The sequence below is a fragment of the Campylobacter concisus genome (assembly GCF_003048555.1).
In the GTDB taxonomy this organism is placed as follows: Bacteria; Campylobacterota; Campylobacteria; order Campylobacterales; family Campylobacteraceae; genus Campylobacter_A; species Campylobacter_A concisus_AO.
Window position 1 is genome coordinate 24,291 of sequence record NZ_PIRR01000010.1, and the last position, 23,997, is coordinate 48,287.

Annotated in this window: 22 protein-coding genes; 14 read left to right on the forward strand and 8 right to left on the reverse strand. The window is 38.5% G+C overall.

Features of this window, described 5'->3' with window-relative positions:
- Positions 1-7 precede the first annotated feature (7 nt).
- A complete protein-coding gene (locus tag CVS92_RS02940; protein ID WP_107788452.1) occupies positions 8-1,921 on the reverse strand; it encodes a flagellar assembly protein A in 1,914 nt (637 codons plus the stop codon).
- Positions 1,922-2,042: 121 nt separating this feature from the next.
- On the opposite strand from CVS92_RS02940, the gene murJ reads away from it, so the two are divergent.
- From murJ to CVS92_RS02990, 10 genes are all read left to right on the forward strand, one after another.
- Complete coding sequence (gene murJ, locus CVS92_RS02945; protein ID WP_107788453.1) at positions 2,043-3,443, forward strand: murein biosynthesis integral membrane protein MurJ; 1,401 nt, start codon at positions 2,043-2,045, stop codon at positions 3,441-3,443.
- The gene (gene cysS / locus CVS92_RS02950; protein ID WP_107788454.1) at positions 3,430-4,824 is read left to right on the forward strand and encodes a cysteine--tRNA ligase; all 1,395 of its coding nucleotides are present in this window, start codon (positions 3,430-3,432) and stop codon (positions 4,822-4,824) included. The genes murJ and cysS overlap by 14 nt, the downstream gene beginning before the upstream one ends.
- Positions 4,817-6,541 carry an ABC transporter ATP-binding protein gene (locus CVS92_RS02955; RefSeq protein ID WP_107788455.1) on the forward strand — a complete coding sequence of 575 codons (1,725 nt, stop codon included), beginning with the start codon at positions 4,817-4,819 and terminating at the stop codon, positions 6,539-6,541. Before cysS ends, CVS92_RS02955 begins: the two co-directional genes overlap by 8 nt.
- 52 nt (positions 6,542-6,593) lie before the next feature.
- Entirely contained in the window at positions 6,594-7,667 is a 1,074-nt protein-coding gene (locus tag CVS92_RS02960) for a quinone-dependent dihydroorotate dehydrogenase (RefSeq protein WP_107788456.1), read from the forward strand.
- Positions 7,668-7,678: 11 nt separating this feature from the next.
- Entirely contained in the window at positions 7,679-8,920 is a 1,242-nt protein-coding gene (locus tag CVS92_RS02965) for a M16 family metallopeptidase (protein ID WP_107788457.1), read from the forward strand.
- A 26-nt stretch (positions 8,921-8,946) separates the two neighbouring features.
- Entirely contained in the window at positions 8,947-9,816 is an 870-nt protein-coding gene (gene dapA, locus CVS92_RS02970; RefSeq protein WP_054197407.1) for a 4-hydroxy-tetrahydrodipicolinate synthase, read from the forward strand.
- Positions 9,816-10,604 carry an enoyl-ACP reductase gene (locus tag CVS92_RS02975; RefSeq protein ID WP_021091937.1) on the forward strand — a complete coding sequence of 263 codons (789 nt, stop codon included), beginning with the start codon at positions 9,816-9,818 and terminating at the stop codon, positions 10,602-10,604. The genes dapA and CVS92_RS02975 overlap by 1 nt, the downstream gene beginning before the upstream one ends.
- Positions 10,605-10,634: 30 nt before the next feature.
- The gene (pgsA, locus tag CVS92_RS02980; RefSeq protein WP_107788458.1) at positions 10,635-11,180 is read left to right on the forward strand and encodes a CDP-diacylglycerol--glycerol-3-phosphate 3-phosphatidyltransferase; all 546 of its coding nucleotides are present in this window, start codon (positions 10,635-10,637) and stop codon (positions 11,178-11,180) included.
- A 196-nt stretch (positions 11,181-11,376) separates the two neighbouring features.
- The gene (gene rseP / locus CVS92_RS02985) at positions 11,377-12,486 is read left to right on the forward strand and encodes an RIP metalloprotease RseP (protein ID WP_107788459.1); all 1,110 of its coding nucleotides are present in this window, start codon (positions 11,377-11,379) and stop codon (positions 12,484-12,486) included.
- Positions 12,483-13,121, forward strand: coding sequence for a YggS family pyridoxal phosphate-dependent enzyme (locus CVS92_RS02990; protein ID WP_199906402.1), 639 nt, complete (start codon positions 12,483-12,485; stop codon positions 13,119-13,121). The genes rseP and CVS92_RS02990 overlap by 4 nt, the downstream gene beginning before the upstream one ends.
- Before the next feature lie 82 nt (positions 13,122-13,203).
- On the opposite strand, the gene CVS92_RS02995 is transcribed toward CVS92_RS02990, so the two are convergent.
- The 5 genes from CVS92_RS02995 to lepA all read right to left on the reverse strand — a co-directional run bounded on the left by CVS92_RS02995 (position 13,204) and on the right by lepA (position 17,281).
- On the reverse strand, positions 13,204-13,773 hold the full coding sequence (locus CVS92_RS02995; protein WP_107788460.1) for a ComF family protein: 570 nt from the start codon (positions 13,771-13,773) through the stop codon (positions 13,204-13,206).
- Positions 13,773-14,330 (reverse strand): YajG family lipoprotein, encoded by a 558-nt coding sequence (locus CVS92_RS03000; RefSeq protein WP_107784760.1) that lies wholly within the window; start codon positions 14,328-14,330, stop codon positions 13,773-13,775. Before CVS92_RS03000 ends, CVS92_RS02995 begins: the two co-directional genes overlap by 1 nt.
- A gap of 11 nt (positions 14,331-14,341) precedes the next feature.
- Positions 14,342-15,064: a hypothetical protein gene (locus CVS92_RS03005; protein ID WP_087577142.1), complete on the reverse strand. Its 723-nt coding sequence runs from the start codon at positions 15,062-15,064 to the stop codon at positions 14,342-14,344.
- Positions 15,058-15,288 carry a 2-hydroxymuconate tautomerase family protein gene (locus tag CVS92_RS03010; protein ID WP_009294206.1) on the reverse strand — a complete coding sequence of 77 codons (231 nt, stop codon included), beginning with the start codon at positions 15,286-15,288 and terminating at the stop codon, positions 15,058-15,060. Before CVS92_RS03010 ends, CVS92_RS03005 begins: the two co-directional genes overlap by 7 nt.
- A 202-nt stretch (positions 15,289-15,490) precedes the next feature.
- Entirely contained in the window at positions 15,491-17,281 is a 1,791-nt protein-coding gene (gene lepA / locus CVS92_RS03015) for a translation elongation factor 4 (RefSeq protein WP_107788461.1), read from the reverse strand.
- Between the two features lie 136 nt (positions 17,282-17,417).
- Here lepA and CVS92_RS09240 point away from each other — a divergent pair, with 136 nt between their 5' ends.
- Positions 17,418-20,558 carry a restriction endonuclease subunit S gene (locus tag CVS92_RS09240; RefSeq protein ID WP_107788462.1) on the forward strand — a complete coding sequence of 1,047 codons (3,141 nt, stop codon included), beginning with the start codon at positions 17,418-17,420 and terminating at the stop codon, positions 20,556-20,558.
- Between the two features lies 1 nt (position 20,559).
- On the opposite strand, the gene CVS92_RS03025 is transcribed toward CVS92_RS09240, so the two are convergent.
- Both CVS92_RS03025 and CVS92_RS03030 read right to left on the reverse strand, forming a co-directional pair.
- Positions 20,560-21,480 carry a cation diffusion facilitator family transporter gene (locus tag CVS92_RS03025; protein WP_107788463.1) on the reverse strand — a complete coding sequence of 307 codons (921 nt, stop codon included), beginning with the start codon at positions 21,478-21,480 and terminating at the stop codon, positions 20,560-20,562.
- Positions 21,458-22,342, reverse strand: coding sequence for an ABC transporter six-transmembrane domain-containing protein (locus CVS92_RS03030; protein WP_107788464.1), 885 nt, complete (start codon positions 22,340-22,342; stop codon positions 21,458-21,460). Before CVS92_RS03030 ends, CVS92_RS03025 begins: the two co-directional genes overlap by 23 nt.
- Positions 22,343-22,610: 268 nt before the next feature.
- Between CVS92_RS03030 and CVS92_RS03035 the strand changes: the two genes are divergently transcribed.
- From CVS92_RS03035 to CVS92_RS03045, 3 genes are all read left to right on the forward strand, one after another.
- Positions 22,611-22,877: a cupin domain-containing protein gene (locus CVS92_RS03035; RefSeq protein WP_234398687.1), complete on the forward strand. Its 267-nt coding sequence runs from the start codon at positions 22,611-22,613 to the stop codon at positions 22,875-22,877.
- A gap of 30 nt (positions 22,878-22,907) precedes the next feature.
- Entirely contained in the window at positions 22,908-23,543 is a 636-nt protein-coding gene (locus CVS92_RS03040) for an NAD(P)-dependent oxidoreductase (protein WP_107788466.1), read from the forward strand.
- A gap of 113 nt (positions 23,544-23,656) precedes the next feature.
- Positions 23,657-23,997, forward strand: a 341-nt coding sequence (locus CVS92_RS03045; RefSeq protein WP_103628866.1) for an Rrf2 family transcriptional regulator, incomplete at its 3' end; no start/stop codon positions are given.

The window sequence follows — 23,997 nt, forward strand, 5'->3', positions numbered from 1 at the left end:
TTTATTCTTAAAAATTTGTATCTGTGTAGTCTTCTAATTTATTTGACTTTTTGATCTTATACTCAGCCTCATCGCCATCGCCGATCTTCTCCAAAGTAATAGCATGAGCGGTTTCATTTTGCTTTGAGATATAAGTGACATTTTGTGGAGGATCAACGATAACAAATCTAATCTCATTTAATTCAACCCAGTTGCCTCTATTTATCACTTTTGCAGAAAATATTCCATTTTGCATGATCTCAAGCTCATCTTTTAGAGTAGCTAGCAACTCTTTTTTATCTTTAAAAATTTTTAGCAAAGTGTTGTATTCATTGACTAGACCTTGATACTCTTTTAGCTTTTTCATAAAGGTAACTGGCGGTATCACTTTAGCTTTTGAGAGCTCTTCTACCTTTGCTTTTATGGTATAAATCGAATCTTTATTTTCATTTATGACATTTTTCTTTGTTTCAATATTTTTTAGAAGTGAGGCAAGCTCTGCTTTTGTATATTCGATCTTATTTAATTGCTCTTGCGTAGCCTCAGCACTCTCAGGCGTTTTGCTAGTATCGATTATAAATTTATTGTCAGTGCCTCTTAGATATCTTACGTCTATTAAGTGTGAAGCTGTGATAGTGCAGTTTGAGCCAAGCGTGTTTATTTGGATATTTTGAGCAGTTATAGAACCACCAACGACGCTATTTATCTTAACTCTTTTTGCTACGACATTTCCGCCTTCTAGTCTATCTATCTCGACATTTTCAGCTTCAACCTTACCGATGTGGATAGAAATTTTTGCATTCTTTGCATAAATTTTAGCCTTTTGATGTGTTTGACCGCCGATTATTACTTCATTTGCTTTAACCATCGCATTTGCACCGACATTTCCTTTTACCTCTATCTCGTCAGCCTCTACGATGATGCCAGTGCCGATGGCGTCTTTTATAGTATCAGTTTCCCTAACTACCAAAGTCACATTTGTATCAGTACCTGCTTGAATAGAGCCAGTTGTTTTAAAATTTGCTTCATTTATCTCTATACGCTCTTCGATGTCAAATGAGCCATTTTTCTCAACTACATATCCTGATTTTTTAGCGATATATATTATGCTATCGTCATTTTCTACTCTCTCTATATTTTCGCTTATACTTATCTCTTTGCCAGTATCTTCTTTTGGCTTTTCTACTGCTAATAATTTACCTCTCGCATCACGGCCATTTTGCCCTTCGTGAGACTTTTTCTCTTCCATTATCACTTCATCTTGTGCCACGCCAAAAACAAAACCTCTATCAGCATAATCAATCTTATCTTCTTCTTTTATCGCATCAAGTTTATCTTTGTAGTAGTAAAGTATCTTTGCATCGGTAGCTTTTTTTGGATTTATACCTTGTGTTATGTTTAGTATGTAGTCTTTATCAAGTTCGCCCTTTACATGCACAACTGAGGCGATTTGTTTTAACTCATCTTTTAGTTTGCCGATCCTTATACCTATTAAAATTTGAGCTTTCATAAGCTGTTTGGCGATGTATTCAAAAAGTTTATCTTCGTAATGCTGTTCGTATTCACAATCTTTTGTAGCTTTTACCTTTGCGACTACTTTTGTAACTGTTGAATTTACACCGATTTCTATCTTTGGAAGCTTTGGCACAGCATTTAGCCTAACATCAAAAAATTCCACGTCATAGACCTGCTCGATCTCTAGTGTCTCGTCAAGATAAAATGCATTATCATCAAAAAAGTCTAAATTTTCTTCAGGGACAAAAACTGGCTCTTCATTATCTTTATTTTTATAATAAGTCAAAATATCTAAAATTTTAAAATCTATAAATTCTACCGGTACGCTGTATTGTTTGCTTAGTTCTTTAAGCGATATATAAGGTGTTGAAGTTTGAATTTGCGTTGGCGGTAAAAATCTCTCGTTTTCTTGCACGTTCTCGCTCAAAATTGATCCATTTCACATAAAATTTGGCTCTTATTATCGCCAAAATTTTATTAAATTTGGGTTATGTAAGCTTTAAAGCATCTTTTGTTACTATTGCGTTTTTAAATTTACTAGGTGGGCGATGTTTATAAAAGGCTTTTTTTCAAACTCAGTTGGCATTATGGTTTCAAGAATTCTTGGACTTATAAGAGACCTTTTAACAGCTTCCATCCTTGGAGCTGGCATATTTAGCGACCTCTTTTTTATAGCTTTTAAAATCCCAAATTTATTTCGCCGTATCTTTGGCGAGGGCGCCTTTACTCAAGCCTTTTTACCAAATTTTACAAATAGCAAGAAAAAAGCTGTCTTTCAAGCTGAAATTTTTATCAAATTTCTACTTTTTATAGGCGTTTTGACGCTTCTTGTAAATTTATTTACACCTTACTTTATAAAGATCATCGCAAGCGGCTTGAGTGAACAAAATATTACCGATGCAGTGCCGCTTGTGCGTATAAATTTCTACTACCTAGCACTTGTCTATATCGTCACTTTCATGGGTGCGCTGCTTCAGTATAAAGGGCACTTTGCCACGACTGCGTTTTCTACTGCACTGCTAAATTTAGCCATGATCGCATCGCTACTTTTGGCTCGTGGCAAGAGTGAAAGCGTGGTCGCATTTTATCTTAGTTTTGGCGTCGTTGCAGGCGGCATTTTGCAAGTTTTGGTGCATCTAATTGCTATAAAATTTAACGCCTTAAATAAAATTTTCTGGGGCGGTTTAAGAGGATATTTAAAAGGCAAAAGAGCGCAAAGTAAAGGTTTTTTTATAAATTTTTATCACGGCTTACTTGGCTCAAGTGCGATGCAAATAAGCGCATTTATGGACACTTGGCTAGCTAGCTTTTTGGTAAGTGGTTCGATAAGCTACCTCTTTTATGCAAACAGAATTTTTCAGCTCCCACTTGCCATCTTTGCGATCGCACTCTCTCAAGCACTCTTTCCAAAGATCACTAGACTTTTAAAGCAAAAAGACGAGGCAAACGCCCTAGTTTGGACAAAAAAGAGCTTTTACTTGCTTCTTTGTGCCCTACTTGCAGCCACGATCACAGGCGTAGTGCTAAGTGAGTTTATCATCTGGCTCTTGTTTGAGAGAGGGAATTTTGTAAGGGCAAACACCATTGAGTGCGCCAAGGTGCTAAGTGCTTATCTTGTGGGGCTCACGCCATTTGGGCTAGCTAAAATTTTCTCGCTTTGGCTCTATGCAAATATGAAGCAAAAAGAGGCAGCCAAAATTTCTATCATCTGCCTTGTGATAAATTTAATCCTTGCAGTCATTTTAATGCAAAAATTTGGAGCTGCCGGCCTTGCATTTGCAAGCTCGCTTGGGGGATTTTTACAGCTTGTTTTATACATAAGAGCCTTTGGAGCTAAGAGATTTTTAGCTATAATCGAGCCTAAATTTATAGCCACTATCATTATTGCGGCAGTTTTGCTCTATTTTGGTTTAACATTTTTAAAGGATATATTTAATGCGAATTTTTGATACTTCTAAAAGAGAAAAAGTCGAGTTTTGCCCGATTAAAGTTGGTGAAGCTAGCATCTATCTGTGCGGCCCAACGGTATATGACGACGCACATTTGGGTCACGCAAAGTCAGCCGTTAGCTTTGATCTTTTAAGAAGAGTCTTAAAAGCACTTGGCTATAAGGTCAAATTTGCAAGAAACTACACAGATATCGACGATAAAATTTTAAAGAAAATGGCTCAAACTGGCCAAAGCCTAGAAGAGATAACCAACAAATATATAGAGCATTATGAGAGCGATATGAAGGCTCTAAACGTACTTGATCCAGACTTTAAACCAAAAGCTACGCAGTGCTTGGAGTCTATCATTAGCTATATCGAGCTGCTTATGCAAAAAGGAGCTGCTTATAAGACCAGCGATGGAATTTACTTTGATACGAGCAAGGATAGCGGCTATTTTAGCATTAGCGGTAAGGAGAATAACACCGAGCTCATCGCACGTGTGGCGAGCTTTGGAGAAAAAAGAGACGAAAAAGACTTTGTTCTTTGGAAATTTGACGAGAAATGGTACGAGAGCCCATTTGGCAAGGGTCGCCCAGGCTGGCACACTGAGTGTGTGGCGATGATAAGAGAATTTCTAAGCGATAAAGAAAATGAAGAATTTGAGATCGACATACATGCTGGAGGCATCGATCTACTCTTTCCACACCACGAAAACGAAGCAAGTCAGTGCAGATGTGCATATCATAAAAATTTGAGCAAATACTGGATGCATAACGGCTTCATAAAAGTAAACAACGAAAAGATGAGCAAGAGCCTAAACAATAGCTTTTTTGTAAAAGATGCTCTTAAACACGTACACGGCGAGGTGCTTAGATTTTATTTGTTAACAAGCCATTACAGAGCACACTTTAACTATTCAGACGAGGATCTTTTAGTTTCTAAAAAGAGGCTTGATAAAATTTACCGGCTCAAAAAAAGAGTCGATGGCGTGCAAGCAAGTGCTGCAAATGAAAGTTTTAGAAACGAGCTACTTGAAGCACTAAGTGATGATCTAAACGCTTCAAAAGCACTTGCAAGTGTTGATGAGTTTGTAAAAACAGCAAATGAAAGGCTTGATACAAATCCAAAAGATAAAGCCTATAAGGCAGAAGTAGTGGCGAATTTAGAGCTTATAAGTGAAATTTTAGGCATTGCCAGCACAAATTATGTTGAGTATTTTCAGTTTGGTGTAAGTGATGAGCAAAAAGAGCAAATTAAAAGGCTTCTTGATGAGCGGACGATAGCTAAAAAAGAGAGAAATTTTGCAAGAGCTGATGAGATAAGAGACGAGCTAGAAAAGATGAATATCTCTATCATGGATACACCAAACGGCGCAGTTTGGGAGAAAAACAATGACTAACTTTGGCTTAAAAGATGTGCTAAAGCGCTTTGGCCCATATTTTAAAGACTACATTCCACACTTCATCCTAGCCTTCATCGGCATGGGGCTTGCAAGTGGAGGAACAGCGGTCAGTGCGTATCTAGTGGAGCCAGTACTTAATAAAATTTTTGTTGAAAAAAATGAAACACTGCTTTATTTGTTACCATGTGCGATCATCGCTATTTATCTGTTAAAAAATATAGGCACATTTATGCAGGCTTATTTTACGGCATATATCGGCCAAGATACGATTAGAAGATTTCGTGAAAAGATGGTCGAAAATTTACTAAATTTGGACATGAAATTTTTTAATGATTTTAGAACAGGCGAGCTAATAAGCAGAACCACGAACGACATAGAGCGCATAAGATCTATTGTTTCAAGTTTCATACCTGAGCTTATTAGAGAGCTTGTAACTATCATAGGTCTGCTTTGTGTAGTCATATATCAAAGCCCTAAATTGGCGTTTTTTGCACTTGTGGTCATGCCAGTAGCCATTTATCCGATCTCGCGCCTTGCAAAGAAGATGAAAAAAATTTCAAAGCAGTCGCAAGAAAAGACATCCGATATCACTTCAGCCTTGAGTGAAATTTTTACAAATATCGAGATCATCAAGGCAAATAACGCCCAAAAATACGAGCACTCGCGTTTTGTTGAAGAAAATAACAAATTTTTCAAGCTAAATCTTAAAACCGTAAAAATTGAGCAATTAGTAAGTCCGCTTATGGAAACGATAGGCTCTGTTGGTGTCGCAGCCGTTATTATTGTAGGAGGCAAAGACGTCATCGACGGAAATATAAACATGGGTGCTTTCTTTTCATTTTTAACTGCGCTTTTTATGCTCTACACCCCTCTAAAACGTATCGTAAATATATACAATAAAATGCAAGATGCGATCGCTGCGAGCGAGAGAACCTTTTTCTTGATGGATAAAGTAAGCCAGATAAAAGATGGCGAAAAAGAGTTAAGTGAAGAGATAAATTTGATTAAATTTAATGATGTCCGCCTAAGCTACGGCGACAAAGAGGTTTTAAAAGGGATAAATTTAGAGGCTCGTAAGTCAGAATTTATAGCCCTTGTTGGCTCAAGTGGCGGCGGAAAAACATCGCTCATGAATCTGCTTATGAGATTTTACGACGTAAATAGCGGAGAAATTTTAATAAATGAGACAAATTTAAAAGATATCAAAATCCACTCACTTCGCCAAAATATCGGCCTTGTAACACAGCGTGTCTATATCTTTAACGACACGATCGCTAAAAACGTGGCTTACGGCAGAGAATTTGACGAAGATGCCGTTTTAAACGCTTTAAAAATGGCAAATGCCTATGAGTTTGTGAGCAAACTTGATGATGGCATCCACTCTATCTTAAATGAATTTGGCACCAACCTTTCAGGCGGCCAAAGACAGCGTATCGCCATAGCAAGAGCACTTTATCAAAACCCACAAATTCTTATCTTCGATGAGGCTACCTCAGCACTTGATAACGAGAGTGAAAAAGAGATCACAAAGGCTATAAACAATCTAAGAAGCAAGAAGATCATCTTTGTCATCGCTCACCGTCTAAGTACGGTTGAGAGTGCTGACAAGATCGCGGTTTTAAGCAACGGAAGGATAGTTGATACCGGAAACGACGAGGAGCTTAGTAAGAGAAATGAAATTTATGCAAAACTTAAAGGCAAAGCCTTAGTTTAAGGCGATTTTTGCTAATATTTGCAGAAATTTTAGGCATTTTAAAGAGGTTAAAATGAGCTTAAACTACAATACTTTAAAATCTATATTTTTTAAATTTGATCCTGAAACAGCCCATAAAATCGCGGAACTTGCAATGATCGGAGCAAATAAAATTTTTCCAGGATCATTAAGCTTTGTAGCAAATAAGTGTGTGGTCGATGACAATGCGCTAAAACAAAATTTATTCTCAAGCACCTACCACAATCCAGTTGGTATAGCTGGAGGATTCGATAAAAATGCCACGATGTTTGAAGCGCTAACGGCTCTTGGATTTGGGTATTTAGAATTTGGCACATTTACTCCAAAACCTCAACCTGGTAACGACAAACCAAGACTTTTTAGACTCATAGACGAAGAGAGCATCCAAAATGCGATGGGCTTTAACAACGAAGGTTGCGAGGCTATTAAAAATAGAGTCAAAAAACTTTATCCTTATACTTTACCTATCTGGGCAAATATCGGTAAAAACAAAGTTACACCAAACGAAGATGCGATAAAAGACTATGAAATTTTAGTAAGAGAATTTAGTGAAATTTGCGACACCTTTGTCATAAACGTCTCATCGCCAAACACGCCAAATTTAAGAGCCTTACAAGATGAGAGTTTCATAAAAGAACTTTTTAGCGTCATTTTGCCACTTACTAAAAAACCAATCATCTTTAAAATCGCTCCAGATATGAGCCACGAAGATGCGATCAAGCTTTGCAGCTGCGCGGTAGAAAACGGTGCTAGTGGCGTGCTTGTTTCAAATACAAGCGTTGATTACTCGCTCTCTCACTCGTCAAATTTAAAGGATTTTGGCGGACTAAGCGGTAAGATGATCACTAAAAAGTCAAAAGAGATCTTTAAAGCCGTGGCAGACGAACTTTATGGCAAGACGACGCTTATAGCATGCGGCGGCATAGATAGTGGTGCAGAGGCATATGAGCGCATAAAAATGGGAGCAAATTTAGTGCAAATTTTTACAAGCTTTATCTTTAAAGGGCCAATGATCGCAAGAGATATAAATTTAGAAATTTTAGAACTTTTAAAAAGAGATGGCTTTGCCTCTATTAGCGAAGCAGTCGGCATAGATGTTAAAAAATAGAGGGCAAGAGATTGATAAAATTTAATAAAATAAAACTAGAAAACGGACTAGAAATTTATCACGTACCAGTAAATCCTGGCTCAAAAGTGATAAGCGTCGATGTCTTTTATAAAGTTGGATCAAGAAACGAAGTGATGGGCAAAAGCGGCATCGCTCACATGTTAGAGCATCTAAATTTTAAATCAACCAAAAATTTACGAGCTGGTGAATTTGACGAAATAGTAAAAGGCTTTGGTGGCGTAAATAACGCAAGTACGGGCTTTGACTATACCCACTACTTTATAAAAGCGTCAAATGAAAATTTAGACAAAACGCTTGGGCTTTTTGCTGAGCTTATGAAAAATTTAAGCCTAAAAGATAAAGAATTTCAGCCAGAGCGAGACGTGGTGCATGAAGAGCGCAGATGGCGAACAGACAACAACCCTATGGGATACCTCTACTTTAGACTCTACAACCACGCATTTATCTATCATCCATATCACTGGACACCGATAGGCTTTATAAAAGATATCGAAAACTGGAGTATCTCCGACATAAAAGAATTTCACGCTACTTTTTATCAGCCAAAAAATGCCATTTTAATGATAAGTGGCGACATCGGCAAGGATGAGGTATTTAAACTGGCTAAGAAAAATTTTAGCAGTATAAAAAATAAAAGAGCCATCCCAAAATCTCACTGTAAAGAACCTGAACAAGACGGAGCTAGAAGAGCAATCATCTATAAAGATAGCCAAACACAAATGCTAGCGATCGCTTATAAAATCCCAAATTTTAAACACACTGATCAAGTAGGACTAAATGCGATAAGCGAATATCTAGCCACTGGCAAAAGCTCTATTTTACAGCAGCGCCTAATCGATGAGCTAATGCTCGTAAATCAAATTTATGCTTACAATATGAGCTGCGTTGATGAAAATTTATTTATATTTTTAGCAGTTTGCAACCCAGATGTCGAAGCAAACGTGGTTGAGGCTGAAATTTTAAAGATCATAGATGATTTAAAAAATAAGCCAATCGACAAAGATGATGTTTTAAGAGTTAAAAATTTGATAAAAACTGATTTTATATACTCATTTGAGAGTGCAAGCAAAGTTGCAAATTTATATGGCTCATACCTTGCTAGAGGCGACATAAAGCCACTTTATGAGCTTGAAAAAAATATCGATAAGATAGACGCCAAGCTTTTAAAAGAGATAGCAAATAGATATTTTAATGAAAAAACCAGCACGACAATAATATTAAAAAAGGAATAAACGTGGAAAATTCGCTTCAAGGTGCGATGACCGCACTCATTACGCCATTTAAAAATCAAAAAGTGGATGAAGTCAGTTTTGAAAAGCTAATAAAAAGACAGATAAAACACGGCATAGATGTCGTTGTACCAGTTGGAACTACCGGCGAGAGTGCAACACTAACGCATGATGAGCATAGAATTTGTATCGAAATAGCCGTAGATGCGTGTAAAGGTACAAATGTAAAAGTACTAGCTGGAGCTGGCAGCAACGCGACTCACGAGGCTATTGGTATCGCTAAATTTGCTCAAGCTCATGGCGCTGATGGTATCCTTTCAGTTGCGCCTTATTACAACAAACCAACACAAGAAGGGCTTTATGAGCATTACAAAGCCATTGCAAATAGTATTGAAATTCCAGTGCTCCTTTATAATGTTCCAGGTAGAGTTGGAGTGGATATCTTGCCAGCGACCGTTTTTAGGCTTTTTAAAGAGTGCAAAAATATCTACGGTATCAAAGAGGCAACAGGTAGCATAGATAGATGCGTAGATCTGCTAGCTCACGAGCCAAATTTAGTAGTCATTAGTGGCGAAGATGCGATCAACTATCCTATCATATCAAATGGCGGCAAAGGCGTTATCTCGGTTACTGCAAACCTCTTGCCAGATCAAATTTCAGAGCTTACGCACCTTGCGATGAACGAAGAGTACAAAAAAGCAAAACTAATAAATGACAATCTATATACGATAAATAAAACACTCTTTTGCGAAAGCAATCCGATACCGATCAAAGCAGCGATGTATCTAGCTGGACTAATCGACTCTTTGGAGTACCGCTTGCCACTTTGCAAACCAAGTAAAGAAAATTTTAAAAAGATAGAAGAAGTAATAAAAAATTACGAAATAAAGGGTTTTTAATGAAGGACACACTAAACGAATTTAAAGGTAAAACACTAGTCATCAGCGGCGGCACCAGAGGCATCGGTAGAGCCATAGTTGAAGAATTTGCAAAAGCTGGCGTAAATATAGCATTTACCTATAACTCAAACGAAGAGCTTGCAAAAGAACAAGCAAAAGAGCTTGAGACCACTTACAAGATAAAAGCCAGAGCCTACGCGCTAAATATCCTTGAGCCAGAGACTTATAAAGAGCTATTTTTAAAGATAGATGAGGATTTTGATAGGATTGATTTTTTCATCTCAAACGCTATCATCTCAGGTCGCGCAGTAGCTGGCGGATACACTAAATTTATGAAGCTAAAACCAAGAGGCATAAACAATATCTTTACAGCAACCGTAAATGCCTTCGTCGTAGGCACTCAAGAGGCTGCAAAACGCATGGAAAAAGTAGGTGGTGGTAGCATCATCAGCCTATCATCAACTGGAAATTTAGTATATATCGAAAACTACGCGGGTCACGGCACAGCAAAAGCAGCCGTTGAAGCCATGGCAAGATACGCTGCAACCGAGCTTGGAGAGAAAAATATCCGTGTAAATGTCGTAAGTGGCGGCCCTATCGAGACAGACGCGCTAAGGGCCTTTACTAATTACGAAGAGGTGCGCGATATGACAGCAAAGCTTAGCCCGCTAAACCGCATGGGGCAGCCGACTGATCTAGCCGGAGCATGTCTATTTTTGTGCTCATCTAAGGCTAGCTGGGTAACTGGACATACATTTATAATAGATGGCGGCACAACTTTCAAATGAGATTGAAATTTTAAGCATAAAGGCATATTTGTGAGTTTAAATTTACCAAACGCATTAGCATTTTTTAGGATACTACTGGCTCCGCTTATGTTTTTTATGCTCGTAAATGCGCCAGGAATTTTTACACAAATTCACATAAGCTGGATAAACTACTTCGCAGCTCTTATTTTTGTGATCGCCTCGGTGACTGACTTTTTTGACGGCTACATTGCCAGAAGCTGGGATCAAAAGACCAAACTTGGCGCTATCCTTGACCCGCTAGCTGATAAGATGCTGATCTTGGCTGCATTTTTAGGTCTCATGATGCTTGGCAGAGCGAGTGCTTGGGCTGTTTATCTCATCTTGGTAAGGGAGTTTTTTATAACTGGCTTTCGTGTCGTGATGGCAAGTGACGGCGTAGAGGTCGCGGCTTCGATGGCTGGCAAAGTAAAAACAGTCTCGCAGATGTTTGCGGTTGGATTTTTACTGATGAGCTGGCCTGGTGGCAAGCTTTTGCTCTGGATAGCTGTTGCGCTTACGCTTTATTCTGGATTTGAGTATATTTTTGCCTATGTAAAGGCGATGAAAAAGAGCTAAAATTTCTTTCGTTCGTAAGACCCAAAGTTTTTACTTGAAAAAATTTATATAAATAATAAAAACTTCATTTTCAAAATAAGTAAAATTAAGCTAAAAATTTCTCCTAGCTAAAAGAAATTTTTAGCTAAATGCCGTTTGAGAGTAAATTTATAAACTTTGGCTAAAATCTCATCAATTTTTAAAAAAAAGGTAAGTTTTGAAAGGCATTCTCTTCACGCTAGCCCTGCTTTGCCTTGGGCTTTATGCGTATTCGTTTTATTTTTTAGTGACCGTTTTAGCCATTAGTTTTCTCATATTTTTTCACGAGCTTGGCCACTTTTTAGTAGCAAGAATGCTCGGCGTCAAAGTAAATACCTTTAGCATCGGCTTTGGCGAGAAAATTTACACCAAAAACGTTGGCGGCACCGACTACTGCCTAAGCGCGATCCCACTTGGTGGATACGTACAGCTAAAAGGTCAAGACGACACCGACCCAAAAGCTAAAAATTACGACCGTGATAGCTATAACGTGCTAAGCCCTATAAAGCGAATTTACATCCTCTTTGCAGGACCTTTTTTTAACTTTATCTTGGCGTTTTTTATATACATTTTACTTGGATTTATCGGAATTGAAAAACAAGCGCCAAGTATTGGCTACATAGTTAAAGGCTCGGCTGCTGAGAGTGCTGGACTAGTTAAAAACGATAAAATTTTAGAGATAAATGGCGTAAAAATAACCGAGTGGGATGAGATCAGCAAAAATGTAAAACTCGAGCCTAGTACCATTTTGATAGATAGAAACGGCTCAATTTTAAGCATAAATTTAACACCAAAAATAGGCGAGACGATAAATATATTTAATGAAAAGATCCAGCACCCACTAATCGGCATTAGGTCAAACGGCGAAGTGATAAAAATTTATCACACAGGCCTTAGTAGCCTAAAATTTGCATTTTACGAGACAATCGAGGCATCAAAGCTCATCTTTAAAAGTCTTGAAAAGCTAATCATTGGAGATATACCACTAAAAGAGGTCAGCGGTATCCTACAAATCGCCGATGTCACCTCAAAAGCCGCAAAGATCAGCATCAGCGTGCTCCTAACCATCATGGCATTCATCTCTGCAAATTTAGGTGTATTTAATCTACTCCCCATCCCAGCGCTTGACGGCGGACACATACTTTTTAACCTATATGAGTTAATTTTTAGACGCGAGGTAAATGAGCGAGTGCTCATCATGCTCACCTACTGCGGTTGGGCGCTACTGCTTGGCATAATGATGCTTGCAACCTTTAATGATATTATGAGATTAAGTGGAGGTTTATGATGATAGTTTTAAAAGAGCTGCTTGAAAAGATAGAAAATTTAAGCAAAGATGTGACGCTCATCGCCGTTAGTAAAAATGTCACAAGCGCTGAAGTAAGAGAGCTTTACGCACAAGGGCAAAGAAATTTTGGTGAAAATAGAGTCCAAGAGCTAGCCAAAAAAGAGCTAGAACTGCAAAATTTTACTGATATAAAATGGCATATGATCGGCCGCTTGCAAAATAACAAAATAAATCAAATGGTAAGTCTAAAGCCTACACTTTGGCAAAGCTGCGATAGCTTTGAAAGAGCCGTAGAGGTCGATAAAAGGCTTAGCTATAAGCTAGATACTTTGCTTCAGATAAACTCAGCTGATGAAGATACAAAGCAAGGCGTAAGCGTAGCAAATGCGACAGAAATTTATGAGCGTATCCAAAGCGAGTGCAAAAATATCAATCTAAAAGGCGTGATGAGTATCGGAGCGCATGTGGATGAGCCAAAAGAGATTCAAAAGAGCTTTGAGCTAACTTATAAAATTTTTGATAGCCTAAAGCCAAAAGGTGCAACTATCTGCTCGATGGGTATGAGTAGTGACTTCGAGCTAGCGATAAAATGTGGATCAAATATGATTCGCCTTGGCACTATGCTTTATCTATAAATTTATCGCTTTTGCCTGATTTGCCACTATTGCTGGAGTTTAGTAAATTTCTAGCCAAAAAGACTTAGGCAAAAATTAAAATTTAATATTTAGCGTCAGCCAAAACTAGAGCAAAAAGTACTTTTACACCAGCTTTTTCTAGAATATTTTTAGCTTCAAGTATCGTAGTGCCAGTGGTTACGATGTCATCTACTAAAATAACTGGCGCAGTGATCTTTTTTAGGATTTTAAAATTTCTTGGGTTATTTTGTCTAAATTGTAAATCCTTGCCACTATAGCTGATCTTACTGGTTGCATGCAGTGCATGAAATATAGGCTTTAGATTTTTAGCCCTTAGTGCATTTGCCAAAATAGCCGTGTGCGAGTAGCCAAAATGAACTCTATCATCTATTGGCAAAGCATAGACTTTCTCCGGTAAGCTAAAGCTTTTAGCAAATTGATTAAATGCAAATTTGGCTAAGTTTTTATATATAAAATATCCGTGCATTTGGTGCTTGGAGTGGATGAGTTCTTTTATTTCAGAGTAGCCGTAAAAGCTATAAATTTTAAAGCCCTCTAGTTCTCTTACTATCGGGCTTGGCTCGCTTAAAATTTGTGAGCAAATTTTACAAAATGTATTTAGCGTAAAGCTCTTGCAAAACGCACAAAACATTAGCTATTTAAAATAGCAATTGCTGTGCGTTTGATAGCATCATTTATGATCTCAGTTAAAAATGATTTAAATGCTCCACCTGTGGGAATCAACTCAAATTTGGTTTGATTATTTGAGATATTTTTAACGATACTTTGATCGCCTTTTTGGATCTTAAGTGTAATCTTAATATTACCTTTTGTATTATCAGTGCCGTATCCGCTCATATTTGCTTCAAACTCGTTGATAAAAATTTCAACTACAACGCCACCCATGCCATTTACATTTGCACCGCGCGCCATAAGCTCTTTTTTGAGCGAATCACTAAAATAAGTAGCAAGATCGTTTTGAAGCACGACATATTCTTTTACGGTACCTTTGCTATCAGTGATCGTAGCAATGGTACTTTTATTTTTGCGGTTATCATGCACTGCGCTTATGTAGGCCTCAAAGCCGCTATTTTGCTGGCTCGCAGCAGCCTTATATGGATCAAATGCGACAACACTTTGACTTGGTGCACAACCAGTTAAAAATAAAACAAAAAGTCCAAAAATAGCTAAAAATTTAAATTTATTCATCGTTTTTCCTTTTAAAGTTTAGTGATCTCATCGGCTACTTTTATCGCGGCTTGTTTAACCAAAAGTGCGATAAAAAAGTCAAACTGACCAGACTCTGAAGCCTCTAGCTTCTCCACATGGTGCCTAGTCGAGATAGGTAACGTTTTTTTGAAATTTATATTTGAAAGAATAAGAAGCCCATTTAGATGTCCATTTAAAATTTCTGAACTTCCCGAATAGCTTCCTCTAAGTTCGTCAAATCTAAAATCAAGCCTGTACGTGTAAGGCGATGTTTGAGTATCGACAACAACGATTCCGCGAGAATTTAACTCACGCTGCAAAAACATGTAAAAAAGCACTTCAAGGCGTGGATTTGAGTTAAAAACTGCAGTATTTCCTTCAACACCTGTGTAATATATCGATCTTGCACTACTTCTAGCATCGACGATCCTGTGGAAATAAACCTTTTTTAATCCAACATTAGTATCGATCATGTTTTTTTCCAAGCAGCAGTTTATTGCTACATCACTTTTGTATTTAACACCATTTATAAAAAGACCATCGCCCCTGCCTTTACAAGCACTGCAATCAGCCGGTATCCTCATAACCTCTTCAAAGTACATCTTATCTTCACTATTTATGCTCGCACTTTGCACGCCATCTATTCCCTCACACGATAGACAAAGGCTAGCTTTAGCCACGCAGCCAGTTAGAAAGATAGCTGCAAAAACTGCCAATAATGTCGTTCTTAGCATTTTACTTCCTTTTGCTCTTTTTGTTTTTTGCGGAGATTTTTCACGCTCTCACCTGCGATGCCATAGTTATTCGTATCGATCTCATCGATAATGACAACGGTATTTTGAGCGCTTCTACCTAAAATTTCGCTTATTAGCTTCGTAACTCCGCTTATCATCTTCTCTTTTTGCTCCACACTTGGGCTATCACCCTCTTTTGTCACACAAATTTTCACAAATGGCATATGCTTCCTTTTTGTAAATTTAGCATTTAAATTTTAATCAAAAACAAAAACCGAATGCGGCAGTACCGCCAACTCACAATGAGGTGAGATATTTTGTGATGATTTTGAAAGCTGTTACGTGAAATTTTGGTGCGGATAGAACACGTGGTTCATCAAGCCAAAATTTCACCAACTCTTTCAAAAGGGCACAAAAGATAAGCCTCTAGTCTATTTTTAAGACGGATAAGAACGCCTCTTGTGGCAAATTTACCTTTCCAATAGCTTTCATACGCTTCTTACCCTCTTTTTGCTTCTCAAGCAACTTCCTCTTACGCGTGATATCGCCGCCGTAGCACTTGGCTGTGACGTTTTTACCCATTGATTTTACGGTTTCTCGGGCGATTATTTTATTGCCGATGCTAGCTTGTATCGCCACCTCAAAGAGCTGACGTGGCACGATCTCTTTCATCGCCTTTACAAAGTCTCTACCCTTTGTCTGCGCCTTGCTCTCAGGCACGATGATAGAGAGCGCATCGACCGTCTCGCCAGCCACTTTGACATCAAGCTTCACTAGATCGCCCACGCGGTAATCGCTAGGCTCATAGTCAAAGCTCGCGTAGCCTTTAGTGCTTGACTTTAGCTTGTCGTAAAAGTCCATCACGATCTCGTTCATCGGTATATCATACTCGAGTAAAACGCGGTCAGTCGTGATGTAGTCCATCTTTGTTTGTATTCCGCGGCGATTGTTTAAGAGCGTGATGATGTTGCCCAAAAACTCGCTTGGCGTGATGATAGTGGCCTTTACGTATGGCTCAAGGATCGAGTCTATTTTATTTACAGGCGGCAACTGGCTCGGGTTTTGAATTTTTAAATTTAGCCCATCAGTTTGGATGACTTCATAAGTCACAGTCGGCGCTGTGGCGATGAGATCAAGGTCAAATTCACGCTCTAGCCTCTCTTTGACGACCTCCATGTGAAGAAGACCTAAAAAGCCAACCCTAAAGCCAAATCCAAGTGCGACCGAGGTCTCTGGCTCGTAGCTAATGGAGCTGTCATTTAGCTTTAGCTTGTCAAGCGCGTCACGCAGATCTTCAAATTTATCAGTTTCAATAGGATAAAGTCCCGCAAAAACAAACGGCTTAGCCCTCTCAAAGCCGCCAACTGGCTCTTTTAGAGGATTTCTTGACTGTGTTATTGTATCACCAACTTGCACGTCGCTAACATTTTTAAGACCAAGCACGACTATGCCGACCTCGCCAGCGCTAAGCGTTTTAGTCTTGATCGGAGCTATAGGATTTGGATACATGAGGTCTAGCACGATATGTTTTTTACCCGTGCCCATGACCAAAATTTCATCATTTTTTGAAATTTCACCATCATAAACACGCACAAGAGCAAGCGCGCCAAGGTAGTTGTCAAACCAACTATCGTAAATGAGTGCCTTTGTAGGCTTGCTTACGTCGCCATTTGGCGCTGGGATCCTCGTGATGATCGCTTCAAGTAGCTCTTTTATACCAACGCCTGTTTTTGCGCTCACTTCGATCGCTCCTGAGCAGTCAAGTCCGATGATGTGCTCGATCTCGTCTTTTACTCTAGTAGGGTCAGCCGCTGGTAGGTCGATCTTGTTGATGACCGGGATGATCTCTAGGTTGTTTTCAAGTGCGATATAGACGTTTGCGATGGTTTGCGCCTCCACGCCCTGGCTAGCATCCACGACAAGAAGCGCGCCCTCGCAGCTAGCTAGGCTACGGCTTACCTCGTAGCTAAAATCGACGTGTCCTGGGGTGTCTATCAAATTTAGAACAAAATTTTGCCCATTTAGTGCGTAGTTTAGGCGGACAGACTGGGCTTTGATCGTGATGCCACGCTCTTTTTCGATATCCATCGTGTCCATGATCTGACTGCTCATCTCACGGTCGCTTACAGCACCACACTCCTGAATTAGACGGTCAGCAAGCGTGCTTTTGCCGTGGTCGATGTGAGCGATGATGCTAAAATTTCTAATGTTTTTCATATAAGCTTTACTTTTTCTGAGATTTTAGGCTTTATTTTGCCTAAAGTTGATTTAAAATTTGCATAATCTAATTTTAAATATTAAGTAAAAAGTAGTTAAAATCACAACTTTAAAAATAAAATAATGAAGGTTAAAAATGGCAATCCAAAGTGTAGAACCAAATGTGGCATATATGATAAATTCAGAGCTCAAATCATATAAACTTGATATCAAAATGGAACAAGAGAGCTTAAATAGTGAGATAGATAATGCCTTACAAGAATATGCTTCTAAGGGAGGTGGCAAAGGTGGCAACAAACCTGATGCTAAACTACTCTTGCAAGATAAGAGCTTAAATTTTTATCCTGTATTGATTGAATACAAAGGCTATGAAGATAAGTTAGAAAAACTAGACGCCGACGGCAATGTAGAAAATCGCACCGCCAAAAATGAACCAAATTTTAAAAATATAAAAGAATACGCTGTAAATGGAGCGATCCACTATGCAAATGCTCTGCTTCACCATACAAGCTATACTGACATCATCGCCATTGGCGTCACTGGTTTTAAAGACAACAAAGGCAAACTCCAAATAAAAATCGGAGTCTATTATGTTTCAAAGTCAAATTTAGGTATAGGTCAAAAAGTTGGCGACTTTAGCGACCTTTCATTTTTAAAAGGATCAAATTTTGATGAATTTGCAAAAAGCCTAAAAGATATAAATTTATCACACGATGAGCTTGAAAAGATAAAACAAAAGCGCGAAAAAGAGATCGATACAAGCCTAGTAAAGCTAAATAATGATATTTATAATAACGAAAAAGGACTTGGCGAAAACGACCGCGTCTATCTAGTCGCAGCCTCTATCATCGCTACTCTTGGCATACCTGGCAGGGTCGCTCCACTAGAAAAATCGCAACTAAAATCTTCACCAGAGCAAGGCAACACTGATGGCGAAATTTTAACGAGAAAGATAAAAGTTTTTCTAGAGTGCAAAAATATTCCAACAGATAAAAAAGAGCTCATTCTTCGCACACTCTCAAACACGATTTTGTCTGAAAATATAAATAAAATTTCAGATGGACAAACACAACTTAAAAGAGTATTTTGCAAAATAGTTGATGATTTGGGAATTTATTACAAAATCGGGCTCACCACTGATTTTACTGGCAAGCTATTTAACGAAATGTATTCATGGCTTGGTTTTTCGCAAGATAAATTAAACGACGTTGTTCTTACTCCCTCATATATTGCTACGCTTTTAGTGCGCCTTGCACGGGTAAATAAAGATAGCTATGTTTGGGACTTTGCCACAGGCTCAGCTGGACTTTTAGTAGCCGCTATGAATGAGATGATGAAAGACGCCAAAGCTACTATAAATTCACCTCAAGAACTCAAACAAAAAGAGCTAAAGATAAAAGCAGAACAACTTTTAGGACTTGAAATTCTTCCATCTATTTATATGCTAGCAGTTTTAAATATGATAATGATGGGTGACGGAAGCTCTAATATCTTAAACAAAGATAGTTTAAGTGATTTTAATGGTGAATATGGCTTTGGAGATATTAAAGAGAAATTTCCCGCAACCGCTTTTGTGCTAAATCCGCCATATTCTGCGCCTGGAAATGGCATGGTCTTTGTAGAAACTGCTTTAAATATGATGAGTAAAGGCTACGCCGCCATAATCATACAAAACTCAGCTGGTAGCGGAAGAGCACGTGAATTTAATAAAAAAATTTTAAAACACAACACCCTTGTCGCGAGTATCAAAATGCCAACCGATCTTTTCGTCGGCAAATCAAGCGTGCAAACAAATATCTACGTCTTTAAAGTAGGCGAAAAGCACGAAAAAGATGAAATGGTTAAATTTATTGACTTTTCAAACGACGGCTACGCAAGGTCAAATCGTAAAAAAGCGAGTAATAATTTAAAAATCGCCGACCGCGCACACGAACGCTACGATGAGCTGGTAAATTTGGTGCGTTTTGGCGCAAGTAAGCTTGAAATTTTCACGCAAAACGAATATTACGAAGCAACGATTGATCCGAACAATGGCGCTGACTGGAATAAATCTCGTCCAGTCGATACTATGCCGACGCTAGCGGATTTTAAAAAGAGCGTAAGCGATTATCTAAGCTGGGAAGTATCGCAAATTTTAAAAAAGGATAGTCCCAAGCAAAGAGTAATTTCGAGAAATTTAGAGAATTTGGAGCGTGAATTCAGGTCAAACGGCGGGGAATTTAGGGAATATAAAGTCACAAATTTATTCAATTACAGCAGAGGAACAAGATTAATCAAAAGCAATAGGCAAGACGGAAAATACCCGCTCGTAACAGCAGGAGAATTTAATCAAGGCGTAAAGGGTTTTATAGAACCAAATACGCAAAAAATTTACAACAATGCAATCACAATTGATATGTTTTGTAATGCTTTTGTGCATTTAGATGATTTTTGTTGCGATGATAATATCTTAGTTTTGCAAAGCAAAAATCCAATAAACCATAAAGCCTTATTCTATATAGCAACCGTGATGAACATGGATAAGTATAAATTCGGATATGGGAAGCAATACAGAATGAATAGCTTGGAAGCCCACAAAATCCTTTTGCCGACGCTAGGCGGCGAGATAAATTTTTCCTTTATGGAAAAATTTATCGAAGAGCTCGACGCGTATTTACGCGCCACTGGGCTTAAAAATTATGAATTAACACAATCAGAAAAAACCGCTCTTGCCAAATTCGACGAATTTAGCCGACGGGGGATGGCGAAGGAATTTAAAATCGGCGATTTATTTAAAGTTGTCTCAAACCCACAACTTAATAAAGAAAGTTTTCATTTTAGCGATAATGGTGAATACCCATATTTTACAAGAACGGTTTTAAATAATGGAATAGCAGGATATGTTGATTATTTAGATGAAAAGCATAAAATCAATGGCAATTCACTAGCTGTTGGGATGCTTGGAATGCAATTTTTCTATATGAAAAAGGATTTTTACGCAGGTCAATTTACAAAAACAATTTATCCGAAATTTGATAATTTTAATAAAGACATAGCTCAATATTTTATATGTTGGCTTAATAAAAAACAAAATTTTTATCAAAGTCACTTAGTCCGTGACTTTGAAAGATTATTTAATGAGACAAAAATTTTACTTCCAATAAGTGAAGATGGTAAGATTAACTACAAATTTATAAAAGATTTCATAAAAGCCATCGAAAAACTGGTTATAAAAGACATCGTGCTTTGGGCTAACAAAAAGATAGAAGCAACCAAAAAAGTCGTTAATAAAGCCTAGATTAGTGATGATGCCCAAAATGCTCGTCTTTATGCGCGCTTTTTAGCTCGCAGATGAGACCATTTTTGTGTCCAAGACTCTCGCTCTCAAACTGAAGCGTGACATGACCGATACCAACGTGAGAAAGCTCGTGTTCGATGTGCTTTATCATCTTTGAAATTTCAGCCACGCTTAGCGCATCATCCACCACCACGTGGGCTATGAGCGCGTTTGTGCCAGCATTTATCGCCCAGATATGCAGGTCATGCACGATTTTAACGCCATCTACGCCCTTTATAACGCCTAAAATTTCATCCGTATCAAGCTTAAGCGGCACGGCTTCTATCAGGATATTAAAGCTATCTTTTAGCAAGCTAGCGCCACTTTTTATGATGAGTAGCGAGACAAAGATACTTGCGATGCTATCGGCCTGCGTGAAGTTAAATTTTATCACAAGAAGCGCTGCGACGATAGCGCCAACTGAGCCAAGCGTGTCGCCAAGCACGTGCAAATAAGCACCTTTCATATTTAAATTTTCTTTTGTATCAGCACTTTTATGCATATAAATAGCCACGACTAAATTTACCGCAAGACCCAAAATACTAACAAAAATCATCGTTTTAGCCTCTATCTCTGGCTCGCTAAAAAGCCTAATGATAGCTTCGACTATGACAAAGATAGCCAGCGCGATAAGAGCGATAGCATTTATGAAAGCAGCGATGATCTCGACCCTTTTGTAGCCAAAGGTCTTTTGTAAATTTGCCCTTTTTTCTGAAATTTTAAACGCCATGAGCGACAAAAAGAGAGCCGCAGCATCTGAGAGCATGTGAAATGCGTCGCTAATGAGCGCAAGCGAGTTTGAAACGAAGCCAAAAACAGCCTCAACTATCATAAACGTGAAAATTAGAAAAAATGAATTTCTAAGAACGCTCTTGTTGTGCATCATTATCCTTCTTTTGGGCGTCGATCCTCTTGCCTATATCTTTTAAATTTGAAAATTCCTCGATGAGCTTTGGCGAGTCGTCAAGGCTGATGACGAAATTCCATATATAGGTCATCACAGAGTAGATGTGGCCGGCATTTGTCTGCTGCGAGCTTAGCACTATTATCGCCACCAAAAAGAGCAGCGAAGCGCTAATGCCGATGATAAAATAGCTCATTGCCTCCCTATTTGAGATCGCTATACGAAATTTAGAAACGACGTCGTAGTGCCTATTTAGCGTGCTTTTGTTAAAAACACCTATCACTTTTGCCTCTTTTTCTAGGTGGTCATTTAAGCGAATATAAAGGTCGTCATTTTTCTTGATATATCTTGGTAAAAATATAAGAAAAGCGATCATCACGGCAAAGCACGCCACAGCGACCTTTGGCTCGACAAAGATGAGCATAAACGCTGAGCCGATGATCGAAATAACCGATGTAAAAAACATAGGAAAATGCGTCTCAAAGAAATTTACAAACTCTCGCGAGAGCGCTACTCTGGCGATAATGGCGGAGTCGTCTTTGGCATTTTGTTTTTCATTCATGATGACGTTTACAGCAAGCTTTGCGTAGATATTTGCAAAAACTTGCGTATCCACGCGGCGCCTAATGGCTCCTACAAGCCACGCTATGAGCACAAAAAGTGCGTAAATGAGGGCATTTAACGTATTTCCATGCATGATTGCGTTGATCGCAAAGCCCGCAAATATCGGGTAGGCTAGAAAAAGTCCGTTCTCTGCTAGCACCAAAGCAAAGGTCAAAATGAGCTTTTTGTTATGCTCGGTCGCTATGCTCTTTAGCGTTTTAAAGGCGTTCTTTTGCAAATTTTAACTCCAAGCTATCATAAATTTTTCGTAAATTTTAGCCTAAATTTGCAAATTTTGATAAATTTTTATTGTAACTCTTGACATTACAACAAAAAATCACTATACTTCGCTCATCTGTTGTAAGAAAAAAGATTACAACAAAAAATAAGGAGAACAAAATGAAAAATTTCAAGTTGCAAAGATCGCAAATGCGCCAAGAGTCGAACTAAAAGAGGCTTTAAATTTAACTGGCTGTGAAGTATCTATAAACGAGCTTCCAGCAAATGTGAACGTGCCATTTGTCCATGCGCACAAGCAAAACGAGGAGCTTTATATTATCTTAGAAGGTGATGGTGAACTTTTTATCGACGGTGAAGTGCTAAAAGTAAGCAAAGGTGACGCACTACGCATAGACCCAGAAGGTAAAAGGTGCTTTAGAGCTGGCACAAGTGGTATAAAAATGATGTGTATCCAAAGTAAAAAAGGTAGCCTAGAACAATACACTATGAGTGACGGCGTGATAGTTGATGACGTAAAGCCAAGCTGGCTGTAAAATTTAAAAACAAAATTTAAAGGAGAAATAATGAAAATAGCAATCATAGGCGCAAACGGCAAAAGCGGTGCAAATTTAGTAAATGAGGCCATAAAACAAGGTTACGACGTCACAGCGATCGTTAGAAATAAAGAGTATAAAAACAAAAGCGTAAAGGTCGTTTATAAAGATATTTTCGAGCTTACAAAGACTGATCTGGCTAGCTTTGACGCAGTGATCAGTGCATTTGCAGCGTGGACGCCAGATACCTTTGCGCTTCACAAAAAAGTGGCCACTCACCTTATAAATTTACTAGAAGGCACTAGTACAAGGCTCATCGTAGTTGGCGGCGCTGGTACGTTATTTGTTGATAGCAAAGACACTATGCTAATGGATACACCAGACTTCCCGGCTGCATATATGGGTGTGGCAAAGGCGACTGCGGAGTCTTATTTTGAGCTAAAAGGTAGGAGCGATTTGCTTTGGACATATGTAAGTCCAGCATGTGACTACGACGCAAATGGTTCTCGTACTGGTAAATACGTGCTTGGTGGAGATAATCTCATCTTAAACTCAAAAAATGAGAGCTATATAAGCTATCCAGACCTTGCGCTTGCGATCATAGACGAGCTAAAAAACAAAAATTTTATACAAAAACGCTTCACAGCAGTTAGTGAGCGAGCATAAAATTATAGATTTGACATAGCTGGCAAAAAAGTCGGCTTGTCAAATCTAAACTGAAAATAAACTATTTTTAGTAGAAATTTAAAGTATAATCAGAAAAAATTTCAAGGATGATCATGCAAGTAGGGATCAAATTTTCAACCGCGATCCATGTAGTTTTAGCAGCTTGTTTTTTCAAAGGCGAGAAAGTCACGAGCGAATTTATAGCAGGTAGTATAAACACAAATCCTGTCATAGTTAGGCGTCTGCTTGGCACTCTAAAGGCTGCAGGACTCGTGAATGTCGTAGCTGGAGTTGGTGGTGTGAGTCTTGCGAAAGAGCCAAAAGATATAACCCTCCTTCAAATTTTCAACGCAGTAAATGATAAAGAAAAACTTTTCAAGATCCACTCTGACTCACCTAAAGCTTGCCCACTTGGTGGCAAGATCGAAGGCCTCTTAACCAACCACTTCCTAAA

Coding starts and splice junctions, on each gene's coding strand:
- murJ (WP_107788453.1), top strand. CDS start 2,043: ATGTTTATAAAAGGCTTTTTTTCAAACTCAGTTGGCATTATGGTTTCA.
- cysS (WP_107788454.1), top strand. CDS start 3,430: ATGCGAATTTTTGATACTTCTAAAAGAGAAAAAGTCGAGTTTTGCCCG.
- CVS92_RS02955 (WP_107788455.1), top strand. CDS start 4,817: ATGACTAACTTTGGCTTAAAAGATGTGCTAAAGCGCTTTGGCCCATAT.
- CVS92_RS02960 (WP_107788456.1), top strand. CDS start 6,594: ATGAGCTTAAACTACAATACTTTAAAATCTATATTTTTTAAATTTGAT.
- dapA (WP_054197407.1), top strand. CDS start 8,947: ATGACCGCACTCATTACGCCATTTAAAAATCAAAAAGTGGATGAAGTC.
- CVS92_RS02975 (WP_021091937.1), top strand. CDS start 9,816: ATGAAGGACACACTAAACGAATTTAAAGGTAAAACACTAGTCATCAGC.
- CVS92_RS02990 (WP_199906402.1), top strand. CDS start 12,483: ATGATGATAGTTTTAAAAGAGCTGCTTGAAAAGATAGAAAATTTAAGC.
- CVS92_RS02995 (WP_107788460.1), bottom strand. CDS start 13,773: ATGTTTTGTGCGTTTTGCAAGAGCTTTACGCTAAATACATTTTGTAAA.
- CVS92_RS03000 (WP_107784760.1), bottom strand. CDS start 14,330: ATGAATAAATTTAAATTTTTAGCTATTTTTGGACTTTTTGTTTTATTT.
- CVS92_RS03005 (WP_087577142.1), bottom strand. CDS start 15,064: ATGCTAAGAACGACATTATTGGCAGTTTTTGCAGCTATCTTTCTAACT.
- CVS92_RS03010 (WP_009294206.1), bottom strand. CDS start 15,288: ATGCCATTTGTGAAAATTTGTGTGACAAAAGAGGGTGATAGCCCAAGT.
- lepA (WP_107788461.1), bottom strand. CDS start 17,281: ATGAAAAACATTAGAAATTTTAGCATCATCGCTCACATCGACCACGGC.
- CVS92_RS09240 (WP_107788462.1), top strand. CDS start 17,418: ATGGCAATCCAAAGTGTAGAACCAAATGTGGCATATATGATAAATTCA.
- CVS92_RS03025 (WP_107788463.1), bottom strand. CDS start 21,480: ATGCACAACAAGAGCGTTCTTAGAAATTCATTTTTTCTAATTTTCACG.
- CVS92_RS03040 (WP_107788466.1), top strand. CDS start 22,908: ATGAAAATAGCAATCATAGGCGCAAACGGCAAAAGCGGTGCAAATTTA.